Below are 11,632 nucleotides of genomic sequence, written 5' to 3' on the forward strand. Positions count from 1 at the left end.
CAAGGCAGCCTTCAGCTATGAAACATGTTTACCGGACACTAGTGACGCAGAGCGTGGGAACGAGAGTTAGCTGAGTTACCTGTTGGGTTGCGGTGTCAGGCGCAGGTACGGCTTCACTGCGCGATAACCCTTGGGAAAACGTCGTTTGATTTCGTCTTCGTCCTTGAGCGACGGCACGATCACCACTTCATCACCGTGTTGCCAGTTGGCCGGGGTGGCCACCTTGTAATTGTCGGTGAGCTGCAGCGAATCGATCACCCGCAAAATTTCATTGAAGTTACGGCCGGTACTCGCCGGGTAAGTAATCGTCAGTCGAATCTTCTTGTTCGGATCGATCACGAACAGCGAACGCACGGTCAGGGTGTCGTTGGCATTCGGGTGGATCAGGTCATACAGGTCGGACACTTTACGGTCCGCATCGGCGAGGATCGGGAAGTTGACGATGGCGTTCTGGGTTTCGTTAATGTCCTCGATCCACTTGTGGTGCGAATCCACCGGGTCCACGGACAGGGCGATGGCTTTGACGCCACGCTGGGCGAATTCATCCTTGAGCCTGGCGGTGAAACCCAGCTCGGTGGTGCACACCGGCGTGAAGTCCGCCGGATGGGAAAACAACACGCCCCAGCTATCGCCCAGCCATTCGTGGAAACGGATAGTGCCGGCGCTGGAATCTTGTTCGAAATCGGGGGCGATATCGCCAAGTCTGAGGCTCATGGTGCTGCTCCTTGTGAGTGCTTGTTGAGCCCAACTGTGCCTGCGTTTTTTATAGATTAAAAAGAATAAATATCGATTTATTTAGATCATAAGTGAATATTAAATATTTGTTCACTGGACCTGAATGCACATGAGGACGAACATCGCCGACAAGGTTCGAGAAGGCCTTGAGTTGCTGCAAAGAGGGGATTTTCAAGGCGAGATTACGGGGGTGACCCCGCTTTGAAAACGCAAAAGCCCCGCCCGGCGAGATGCCGGGCGGGGCTTTTTTACGTCGGTTACGCGAGTGCTGTTACAACAGCGGGATCGAGTAGCTGACGATCAGACGGTTTTCGTCCTGGTCGCGAACGCCCGGGATGTTGGTGCGCCATGTGGCGTTTTTCCACATAACGCCCACATTTTTCAGCGGACCTTCTTGTACGACATACGCCAGGGTCAGGTCGCGTTCCCACTCGGAACGGTCGGAATTGTTCTCGCGACCGTTGGTACCAACGGTGTCAATGTTATCGCCATGCAGGTAAACCATACCCGCCGTCAAACCAGGTACGCCAACCTTGGCGAAGTCATACGCGTAGCGAACTTGCCAGGTACGTTCGCCGGCACGTGCGAACTTGGCGATCTGACTGTCGGTAGTCAGGTAAGCCGACGCGCCGTCACCCTGGTTCAGATAAGGGAAGTCGCTGTTGCCGTTGCTGGCCTGATAACCGCCGCCGAAAGTGTGACCGGCAACAGAGTAAAGGAACAGGCCGCTGTACAGGTTGTTGTCGACTTTACCTCGACCGGAACGGAAGCCTTCATCGTTACCGGAACTGAAATAAGCCGAGTCGTGACCATTGGCACCGTCATCGGAGCTGTTGAAGTAACGCAAGTCAGACTTCAACACGCCAGGACCGATCGACCAGTTGTGAACCAGACCCAGGAAGTGCTGCTTGTAGAAATTTTCCAGGTTGCCGTAGTAGTACTGGGCAGTCAGGTCTTTGGTGAGTTTGTAGTCGCCGCCACCGTAGATGAACTTGTTGCTGTCACGACCGGCAGCGGTGCGAGCGTTCGCACCGGCAATCGACATCTCTTCGTTGCTGCTGGAGTTACGGCCCTTGACATGCTCGATCTGACCGCCGACCAATGTCAGGTCTTTGATTTCGTTCGAGGTGATCTGACCTCCCTGGAAGGTTTGCGGCAGCAGACGACCGTCGTTGGTCACGATCACCGGCAGTTTTGGCTGCAGAGTGCCCAATTTCAGTTCGGTCTGGGAGATCTTGGCTTTGGCAGTCAGGCCCAGGCTGGAGAAGTTATCAACCGCTTCGCCATTGGATTCGCTTGGGAAAACAGTGCCGCCATAAGAGTTGTTGGAAGCGCCGTTCGTGCCGCCGCCTGAATCCAGTTTGATTCCCAGCAAGCCGATGGCGTCGATGCCGAAGCCTACGGTTCCTTGGGTGTAGCCGGAGATGAAGCGCAGATCGAAGCCTTGGCCCCATTCTTCGTTTCTGCTCGGGTCGGCGGAGCCACTACGGTTATCCGTGTTGATGTAAAAGTTACGCAACCCCAATGTAGCTTTGCTGTCTTCAATGAAACCGGCGGCGCCTGCCTGCTGCGTCAAAACCCCTACGGCCACAGCCAGGGCCAAGGTGGACTTCTTCATTGTTTCGCTCCTCTCGTTCTAATTTTTGTATTCTTTGGTCTAGGGTCTAACGCCCCAGATCCACAGATGCGCGATTAGCGCCAGACCGTGACTAACAAGTCAATCGTAACCATGTGTGTCTACGACCAAGGTCTAACCGCAATGATTTGGTCCCTGCAGGGTAATGATTTCCTCATAAACCCAAAAAGAATTATTTCATTCTTTTTAATGCCATTTAGGAATATATCTTTTCGCCAACGATCCGAACCGGGACACAACGTATCGGCTCATAAGCTAATTCCTAAATGGTATTTATTGGCTTTTTTTTAGATCGATTAGCTTTTGCGTATCTCCCATACGTCAATCACTATCGAAAAGGCGACGCCCATGATGGCCAAACGCGCACTATCTAGTCAATTTGTTACAGTTTGTGTGTCGCTGATGTTTTCTTTTTCAGCCCACGCGGCGACGCTCACGGTCGGTTATCAAACCGGTATCGACCCCAGCAAAGTCCCTCAAGCCGATGGCGTTTACGAGAAAACCATTGGCCAGAAAATCGATTGGCGTCGTTTCAACAGTGGCCCGGAAGTGGTCACCGCCATTGCGTCCGGCGATGTGCAGATTGGCAACCTCGGTTCAAGCCCGCTGGCGGCAGCCGCTTCGCGCCACCTGCCGATTGTCGCGTTCATTGTTTCTGCTCAGATCAACGCTGCAGAAGCACTGGTGGTGCGCAACGGCAGCGGCATTGATAAACCGGAAGATCTGATCGGCAAGACCATCGCCACGCCCTTTGTTTCAACCTCCCACTACAGCCTGCTCGGCGCGCTGAAGCATTGGGGTCTGGACGCCTCGAAAGTCAAAGTGGTGAACCTGCAACCGGCGGAAATCGCCGCCGCCTGGAAGCGTGGCGACATCGACGGCGCGTTTGTCTGGTCGCCGGCGCTGGGGGAAATCCGCAAGACCGGCAAGACGTTGACCGACGCCGCGCAGGTCGGCCAATGGGGCGCGCCGACCTTCGAGGTATGGGTCGCTCGCAAGGATTACGCCGAGAAGCATCCTGAAGTCGTGGCCCGATTTGCCAGGGTCACTCTGGATTCATTCGCCGACTACGCCGCCCATAAAGACAGCTGGACCGCCGATTCGGTACCCGTGCAGAAAATCGCCAAATTGACCGGTGCCAATGCCGCCGATGTACCGGAGCTGCTGGCCGGTTCCGCATTCCCGGATGCCAAGGCACAACAGACCACCGCGCTACTGGACGGTGGCACAGCCAAGGCGATTGGCGAGACGGCGAAGTTCTTGAAGGAGCAAGGGAAGGTCGAGACGGTGCTGCCGGATTATTCGCCGTATGTCAGCGCGAAGTTTGTCTCTGAATAACACGCAAAACCTGTGGCGAGGGAGCTTGCTCCCGCTGGAGGCCGGAGGCCTCCCAAACCCGACAACGCGGTGAATCAGTCATAACGTGTTTACTGGTTTTGGGGCCGCTTCGCAGCCCAGCGGGAGCAAGCTCCCTCGCCACAAAAGCCAATACGGACAGCCACCCAGTCAGAGCGCTTTTTCGAAGATCTTCGAATTACGCTGGAAGTTGTAAAGCGACGCCCGCGCCGATGGCAAGCGTTCGACGCTGCTGGGCACGAAACCCCGCTCACGAAACCAGTGGGCCGTCCGGGTGGTCAGCACGAACAAGGTTTTCAGCCCCTGTGCCCGGGCGCGGGTTTCGATGCGTTCCAGCAGTTCATCACCGCGACCGCCATGGCGGTACTCCGGGTTCACCGCCAGACACGCCAGCTCCCCAGCATCCGAATCGGCAATCTGATACAGCGCCGCGCAGGCGATGATCATGCCTTCGCGTTCGACCACGCTGAACTGCTCGATCTCACGCTCCAGCACCTCACGGGAACGCCGTACCAGAATCCCCTGCTCTTCCAGCGGGCTGATCAAGTCCAGCAAACCGCCGACGTCCTCGATGGCTGCCTCGCGCACAACTTCGAATTGCTCCTGAGCCACCAGCGTACCGCCACCGTCACGGGTGAACAGTTCGGTCAGCAGCGCACCATCTTCGGCGTAGCTGACGATGTGACTGCGCGCCACCCCGCCCCGGCACGCCTCAGCGGCCGCGTCCAGCAGCTCAGCTTGATAGTTGCTGCCCAGGCGCTGCAAATGCGCCGGCACTTGTTGCGGACGCAGCTCGCGAACCAGGCGACCATTTTCATCGATCAAGCCCGGATCAGCGCCAAACAACAATAGTTTGTCTGCCCCGAGGTCGATGGCCGCACGGGTAGCAACGTCTTCGCACGCGAGATTGAAGATCTCACCGGTCGGCGAGTAGCCCAATGGCGACAGCAGCACGATGGAGCGTTCGTCCAACAGGCGATTGATGCCCTTGCGGTCGACCCGACGCACTTCGCCGGTATGGTGATAGTCGACGCCTTCAAGCACACCGATCGGCCGCGCAGTGACCAGATTGCCGCTGGCCACCCGCAGGCGCGAACCCTGCATCGGCGATGAAGCCATGTCCATGGACAGTCGCGCTTCGATGGCGATGCGCAGTTGACCGACCGCATCGATCACGCACTCAAGCGTCGCCGCATCGGTGATGCGCATGCCATGGTGGTAATGCGGGGTCAGGCCGCGAGCGGCGAGGCGCGTTTCAATTTGCGGACGCGAACCGTGGACCAGCACCAGTCGCACGCCCAGGCTGTGCAGCAGTACCAGGTCGTGGACGATGTTGCCGAAGTTCGGGTGCTCCACGCCGTCGCCGGGCAGCATGACGACGAAGGTGCAATCGCGGTGGGCGTTGATGTAAGGCGAAGCGTGACGAAGCCAATTGACGTATTCGGGCATGAACCTGGGCCTGTAATAAATAGCAGCCGAAAAAAGGGTAAAGCAGTAAACGCACAGCGGGCTGATGGTTATCGTCGGAACAGGCTTGGCAACACGCGCGCTCTCCTCATGAATACGGGTTGGGACCCTGGCAATTTATACGGTTAGTCAGCCAAAACACAGAACCTGTGGGAGCGGGCTTGCTCGCGAAGGCGGCGTATCAGACACATTAATATCAACTGACACTCCTCTATTCGCGAGCAAGCCCGCTCCCACATGGGTTGCGCTCAACTGACTGGTATCGCCGTTTTGGCCGGCGTCAGGCAGTAATGTTCAATCAATTGTCGTAATAGGTGCACGGTAGGCTGCAAACGTGACATTTCGAGGTATTCCCCCGGTTGGTGGGCGCAGGCGATGTCGCCCGGTCCCAATACCAACGTTTCACAACCAAGACGCTGAAGATAAGGCGCTTCCGTGCCGAACGCCACTGCTTCGGCACGATGGCCGGTGAGCTTTTCAGCGATCCTCACCAATTCCGAGTCCTCGGCTTGCTCGAACGGCGGCACTTCGGGGAACAGCGGCGCGTAATCGATCTTCACCTTATGCCGTTCGGCAATCGGATCGAGCTTCTGCAGAATCGCCGCGCGCAGGGCTTTGGGGTCCATACCCGGTAACGGACGCAAGTCGAACTCCAGCGAGCACTGGCCGCAGATGCGGTTGGGGTTATCGCCGCCGTGAATGCAGCCGAAATTCAGGGTCGGTTGCGGCACACTGAACTGCGGGTTACGGAATTCGCGCTGCCACGCCAGGCGCAGGCCGCGCAGTTCGCCCATGGCGTCGTGCATGGCTTCGAGGGCGCTATGGCCCAGACGCGGGTCCGAGGAATGGCCGCTCTGGCCGAGGATGTCGATGCGTTCCATCATGATGCCCTTGTGCATCCGCACCGGCTTCAGCCCGGTCGGCTCACCGATCACCGCCGCGCGACCTAATGGCCGCCCGGCTTCGGCCAGAGCGCGAGCGCCAGACATCGAGCTTTCTTCATCGCAGGTGGCGAGGATCAGCAAGGGTTGCTTGAACGGTTGATCGAGCAAGGGTTTGACGGCTTCGATGGCCAGGGCGAAAAAGCCCTTCATGTCGCAACTGCCCAAGCCGACCCAGCGACCATCCACTTCCGTCAGTTTCAGCGGGTCGGTCTGCCACAACGCCTCGTCGTACGGCACCGTATCGCTGTGACCGGCCAGCACCAGGCCGCCGGGGCCGGAACCAAAACTGGCCAGCAGATTGAATTTGCCGGGGCTGACCTGCTGGATATCGCAGGCAAAACCCAAGTCCCCGAGCCATGTCGCCAACAAGTCGATGACCGGCCGATTGGTTTGATCCAGGCTGGGTTGGGTACAGCTGACGGACGGCGCGGCAATCAGCGCAGCGAACTGATCTTTCATGGACGGCAAAGGCATCGCTGACTCCCAACTCCCGAATTGAAGTCCATCATAGAGCCATCCGGCGACAGGAATAAACCGCCGCGGCTGTCACCAAGTGTCAACAGACCCTACAACTCTTGAGTCCTGTACACTGCACGACCTTGGCAGCCACACATTCCCCCGGCTGCGCTCCCGATCCTGGATTTTCCGGCCATGCAGAAAGAAACCGAAATCAAACTCCGCGTCAGCCGCGAAACCCTCGCCGCCCTGCGCGAGCACCCGTTACTGAAAAAACGCAACAAAAGTGGCTGGGAACGCCGTGAGTTGATGAACCAGTACTTCGACACGCCTGAGCGCGACCTGGCCCGCGCCAAGGTTGCCCTGCGCCTGCGCCGCGATGGCGAAGAAGTGATTCAGACCCTCAAGACCCGTGGCCAGAGCGTCGCCGGTCTGTCCGAGCGTCACGAGTACGACTGGTCCCTGCCCAAAGCCAAGCTCGACGTGAAGAAACTCGACGGTGAATGCTGGCCCGAAGAGCTGGCCGAGCTGGACAAGAAAACCCTGAAAGCCATCTTCACCACCGATTTCGTTCGCGAACGCGCGGAAATCGCTTGGGGCCGTGGCAAGACCAAAGTGGTCATCGAAGCCGCGCTGGACCTGGGCCACGTGGTGGTCGGCAAGCAGAAAGAAGAAATCTGCGAGCTGGAACTGGAACTGCGCGAAGGCGAACCGGCCGCGCTGCTGGAACTGGCCGCCGAACTGGCTGCGACCCTGGCGCTGATGCCATGTGACATCAGCAAGGCCGAACGCGGTTATCGCCTGTTCGACGCCAACAGCTACTCGCTGAGCTTGCCGGCGCCGCAGATCACCGCCGAAATGCCGCTGGACGATGCGTTCGCCGCCCTGAGCTGGCATTTGCTGAGCAGCAGCCAGCGTCTGGCCGAGCAGTATCGCTTCAATGGCCACTGGCGCCTGTTGCAGGACTGGGTCGAGAACCTCGCTGAAATGCGTGCGCTGATCAGCAGCCTCGGCCAAGCCGCACCGCGTCAGTCGACCCACGATCTGCGGGTCGCGCTGGATGCCCTGCTGGAAGACTGGCGCCCGCTGGTACAAGCCGGCCTGGACGACGAAGACGTGCGCAAAGCTGCGCCGGAGCAGTTCCTCGAAGAGCTGGAAGATCCGCGCTGGGGTCTGTTCTCCCTGAACACTTCGCGCTGGTTGCTGGCCCGCACCTGGGCCGCCGATCGCAACACCCGTGGCGATCGCCAGGGCGCTGCGCAACTGGGCAGCTGGCTGCCACGCCTGTTGGGCGAAGAAGCCAACTCGCTGCAATTGCAGCGTTACCAGCAACAACCGGAAGACTTGGCCGAGCAGCTGCCGCGTATCGAGCGCATCCAGTCTTGGTTGCATCATGCACGTGGCGTGCTGGAGATCCCGGAAATGGATCGCTTGTACGGTGAGCTGAACAAACTGACGCAACTGGCCAACGAGCCGATCACCGATGAATCGCTGGATGCGCGTAAGCACCAGGCGATTGCGGTGTATCAGAATCGTGCCTGGAAAACTTTGCTGCGTCTGTAACACCGCCTTCGCGAGCAAGCCCGCTCCCACATTTGATCTTCAGCGAACACAAAATATGTGTACGACAGAAAATCAAGGTGGGAGCGGGCTTGCTCGCGAAGAGGCCCGCCCAAACGCTGCAAATCTCTACCCCCGCAACACCGGCAAACTCGTCGTGGATTTGATCTCCGACAACGCCACGATCGAGTTGACCTCCTGAATCCCCGGCACCATCGACAGCTTCTCGAAGAAGAAGCGCTCATAAGCCTCGATATCCGCCGTGACGATCCGCAGCAAGAAATCCACCGACCCCATCAGCACATAACACTCCAGCACTTCGGGAAAACCGCGAATCGCCTCGGTGAACTCAGTGAAGTTCGAACGTCCGTGGGCGTTGAGTTTGATCTCGGCGAATATCTGCGTGTTAAGGCCGATTTTCTTGCGGTCAAGCAACGTCACCTGACCGCGAATGATCCCCTCTTCCTTCATCCGCTGAATCCGTCGCCAGCACGGCGACTGCGAGAGCCCCACCTGTTCGGCGATCTGCGCGCTGGAGAGCGAAGCGTCCTCTTGCAGCAACGCGAGAATCTTGCGGTCGTAGCCATCCAGCTCGCTGTGCATAGAAAAACCTGTAGTGGGTACTAAATCGAATTGATCGATTCGATAAATGATCGATAAGCCCCATCATAGATAAGAAATGCCCGGCACCGAATGTAAAAATTCCTCCAGTGACTTTGGAGACCGAACATGCCGCATTTAGAAGCCGTGAACACCCCGCCCGCCCGTGCCGATGTCTGGAACGTCAGCAACGCCCACTGCCGCGTTCACTATCAATTACTGGCCGAGGCCGAACCGGATCTGCTGTGTCGGGCGCTCAATCTGTTCGCCTTGCAGTTTCTGACGCCGCAGCAGGTCAACGTACAGCGTATGGACGATCTGCTATCGGTCGACATCGTCATGGACGGCCTGAGCTGGCACCGGGCCCAGGTGATCGCGGAAAAATTACGTAACCTGATCAGCGTCTGCTCGGTGAACCTGCAAGCGGCTGATTCTGAGTGGGGAGAGCCGGCTCAGGCAGCTGGTTAAAAAAACCCTGAAAAAACCCGACACGTCTTGGTCCGGTAGTGGCCCAACGGTCTACGGGTGCGCGACTATCCTTTGCGAACGGTTGTTCATAAGGAGCCCGCATGTCCGTTCAACTCGCCACTCAGGACCGCTGGCTGGACCTCAATGATTTGCTGCGTGAATTGGTCGCCCAAGGCTTTATCAGCCAGGATTCGGCCGAATACGCACTCAACGCCCGCCGCCGTCACGCCATAAATGGTCAGCAGCACCCGCTGGAATTCATCGCCAGCCAACACCTGGACGACCTCAGCCGTCCCGGCAAACACCTCGATCTGGAAAGCCTGACGCTCTGGCTGTCTCAGCAGGCCGGTCAGCCTTACTTGCGCATCGACCCGCTGAAAATCAATGTCGCTGCCATTACGCCGTTGATGTCCTATGCCTTCGCCCAACGCCACAAGATTCTGGCGGTGTCCGTCGACCGCGATGCCGTCACCGTGGCCAGTGCCCAGCCCTTCGTCAGCAGCTGGGAAGCCGACCTGACCCATGTGTTGAAGCTGCCAATCAAGCGCGTAGTGGCCAACCCGGTGGATATCCAGCGCTTCAGCGTGGAGTTTTTCCGCCTGGCCAAATCGGTCAGCGGCGCCACCAACGCCGATCAACAGATAAGCAGCCTGGGCAATTTCGAACAGTTGCTCAACCTCGGCGCCAGTGACCAGGAGCCGGACGCCAACGATGCGCACATCGTCAACATTGTCGATTGGTTGTTCCAGTACGCGTTCCAGCAACGGGCCAGTGATATCCACATCGAACCCCGGCGCGAGCAAGGCACGGTGCGCTTTCGCATCGACGGTGTGCTGCACAACGTCTATCAATTCCCGCCGCAGGTGACCATGGCCATCGTCAGCCGCCTGAAAAGCCTGGGGCGGATGAACGTAGCGGAAAAACGCAAACCCCAGGACGGTCGGGTCAAGACCAAAACCCCGGACGGCGGTGAAGTCGAGTTGCGGCTGTCGACATTACCGACGGCGTTCGGCGAAAAAATGGTCATGCGGATCTTCGACCCCGAAGTGCTGCTCAAGGACTTCGATCAGCTGGGTTTTTCCGCCGATGACCTGCGTCGCTGGCAAGACATGACCCGCCAGCCCAATGGCATCATTCTGGTGACCGGGCCGACCGGGTCAGGCAAGACCACCACGCTGTACACCACCCTGAAGAAACTGGCGACGCCGGAGGTCAACCTCTGCACCATCGAAGACCCGATCGAAATGGTCGAACCGGCGTTCAATCAGATGCAGGTCCAGCACAACATCGACCTGACCTTTGCCGCCGGTGTGCGCGCACTGATGCGGCAAGACCCGGACATCATCATGATCGGCGAGATCCGCGACCTCGAAACCGCAGAGATGGCGATTCAGGCGGCACTCACCGGCCACTTGGTGCTGTCGACGTTACACACCAACGACGCCCCGAGCGCCATCAGCCGCCTGCTGGAACTCGGCGTGCCGCATTACCTGATCAAGGCCACGGTGCTCGGGGTCATGGCTCAGCGCCTGGTCCGGACTCTCTGCCCGCACTGCAAGGCGCCGCTGACCCTGGGCGAGGACGACTGGCAAACCCTGACCCGGCCCTGGCAAGCGCCACTGCCAGGCAACGCACAACGCGCCATCGGATGCCTGGAGTGCCGCGAAACCGGCTATCGCGGCCGCGCCGGGGTGTACGAAATCATGCAGCTGACTGACGGCATTAAAGCGCTGATCAACCCTGATACCGATTTGCTGGCGGTCCGGCGTCAGGCCTTCAAGGAAGGCATGCGCAGTTTGCGGTTGTCGGGGGCGCAGAAAGTGGCGGCGGGTTTGACCACGATCGAAGAGGTGTTGCGCGTGACGCCGCAGAGTGAGCAGAAGTAGCCCTGATGCCGGTCAACTAAGCCGTAGGAGCTGCCGCAGGCCGATAAACGTCACGGAACTCGATTGGGTAATTGGCGATCAAAGCCCCCAGTTAAAACCCAGTGGAGTCACCTTTTATGCGTCTCAAACTTGCTGTCGCTACCTTCGCCGTGTTGTCCCTTCCAGTCGGTTCGGCGATGGCTGATGACAGCTTTTTGCGTAACGTCCTTACTTCCGGTGCCACCACCGGTACGTCCTACCTGACCTCCAGGGATCACAAGCTGGTCGTCGCCGCTCAGGACGACGCCAGCAGCTTTGTCGCCAGTGACGGCACAATTCGCGGCCCCTACCTGGAAGCTGCGATGCAGAAAGTCCGCGCCGACAACCCTGGCCTGCAAGCCACGGACATGGAACTGGCGAACGCAATCCTGGCGAAGAATGCCATCGCCTCGAAATAAGATTCGTTGCTTAACAAAATGCCGCTCATATGAGCGGCATTTTTTTTGCCTGAAATGCGATCAATTGTGGGAGCGGGCTTGCTCGCG

The 11,632-nt window shown here is 58.5% G+C and carries 10 protein-coding genes; 5 read left to right on the top strand and 5 right to left on the bottom strand.

Going from position 1 to position 11,632, the window contains the following annotated elements:
* Nucleotides 1-75: 75 nt before the first annotated feature.
* Nucleotides 76-714, bottom strand: a complete 639-nt coding sequence (locus IC37_RS17620; protein WP_030129055.1) for a peroxiredoxin — start codon at nucleotides 712-714, stop codon at nucleotides 76-78.
* A 292-nt stretch (nucleotides 715-1,006) separates the two neighbouring features.
* A complete protein-coding gene (locus tag IC37_RS17625; RefSeq protein WP_030129056.1) occupies nucleotides 1,007-2,353 on the bottom strand; it encodes an OprD family porin in 1,347 nt (448 codons plus the stop codon).
* 369 nt (nucleotides 2,354-2,722) lie between these two features.
* On the opposite strand from IC37_RS17625, the gene tauA reads away from it, so the two are divergent.
* Nucleotides 2,723-3,709: a taurine ABC transporter substrate-binding protein gene (gene tauA, locus IC37_RS17630; protein WP_371916333.1), complete on the top strand. Its 987-nt coding sequence runs from the start codon at nucleotides 2,723-2,725 to the stop codon at nucleotides 3,707-3,709.
* A gap of 168 nt (nucleotides 3,710-3,877) precedes the next feature.
* Here the strand turns inward: tauA and argA are convergent, their stop codons facing one another.
* Both argA and argE read right to left on the bottom strand, forming a co-directional pair.
* The gene (gene argA / locus IC37_RS17635) at nucleotides 3,878-5,176 is read right to left on the bottom strand and encodes an amino-acid N-acetyltransferase (RefSeq protein WP_030129058.1); all 1,299 of its coding nucleotides are present in this window, start codon (nucleotides 5,174-5,176) and stop codon (nucleotides 3,878-3,880) included.
* A 266-nt stretch (nucleotides 5,177-5,442) separates the two neighbouring features.
* The gene (gene argE, locus IC37_RS17640) at nucleotides 5,443-6,612 is read right to left on the bottom strand and encodes an acetylornithine deacetylase (protein ID WP_030129059.1); all 1,170 of its coding nucleotides are present in this window, start codon (nucleotides 6,610-6,612) and stop codon (nucleotides 5,443-5,445) included.
* 177 nt (nucleotides 6,613-6,789) lie between these two features.
* On the opposite strand from argE, the gene IC37_RS17645 reads away from it, so the two are divergent.
* The gene (locus IC37_RS17645) at nucleotides 6,790-8,157 is read left to right on the top strand and encodes an inorganic triphosphatase (RefSeq protein ID WP_030129060.1); all 1,368 of its coding nucleotides are present in this window, start codon (nucleotides 6,790-6,792) and stop codon (nucleotides 8,155-8,157) included.
* Nucleotides 8,158-8,283: 126 nt separating this feature from the next.
* On the opposite strand, the gene IC37_RS17650 is transcribed toward IC37_RS17645, so the two are convergent.
* Nucleotides 8,284-8,757 carry an Lrp/AsnC family transcriptional regulator gene (locus IC37_RS17650; protein ID WP_008012567.1) on the bottom strand — a complete coding sequence of 158 codons (474 nt, stop codon included), beginning with the start codon at nucleotides 8,755-8,757 and terminating at the stop codon, nucleotides 8,284-8,286.
* 126 nt (nucleotides 8,758-8,883) lie between these two features.
* Between IC37_RS17650 and IC37_RS17655 the strand changes: the two genes are divergently transcribed.
* From IC37_RS17655 to IC37_RS17665, 3 genes are all read left to right on the top strand, one after another.
* Entirely contained in the window at nucleotides 8,884-9,222 is a 339-nt protein-coding gene (locus tag IC37_RS17655) for a hypothetical protein (RefSeq protein ID WP_030129061.1), read from the top strand.
* A gap of 101 nt (nucleotides 9,223-9,323) precedes the next feature.
* The gene (locus tag IC37_RS17660; RefSeq protein WP_030129062.1) at nucleotides 9,324-11,108 is read left to right on the top strand and encodes a GspE/PulE family protein; all 1,785 of its coding nucleotides are present in this window, start codon (nucleotides 9,324-9,326) and stop codon (nucleotides 11,106-11,108) included.
* 116 nt (nucleotides 11,109-11,224) lie between these two features.
* The gene (locus IC37_RS17665; protein WP_030129063.1) at nucleotides 11,225-11,545 is read left to right on the top strand and encodes a DUF2388 domain-containing protein; all 321 of its coding nucleotides are present in this window, start codon (nucleotides 11,225-11,227) and stop codon (nucleotides 11,543-11,545) included.
* Nucleotides 11,546-11,632 lie beyond the last annotated feature (87 nt).

Origin of the sequence: Pseudomonas sp. QTF5, assembly GCF_000512695.2 — a bacterium.
GTDB lineage: Bacteria > Pseudomonadota > Gammaproteobacteria > Pseudomonadales > Pseudomonadaceae > Aquipseudomonas.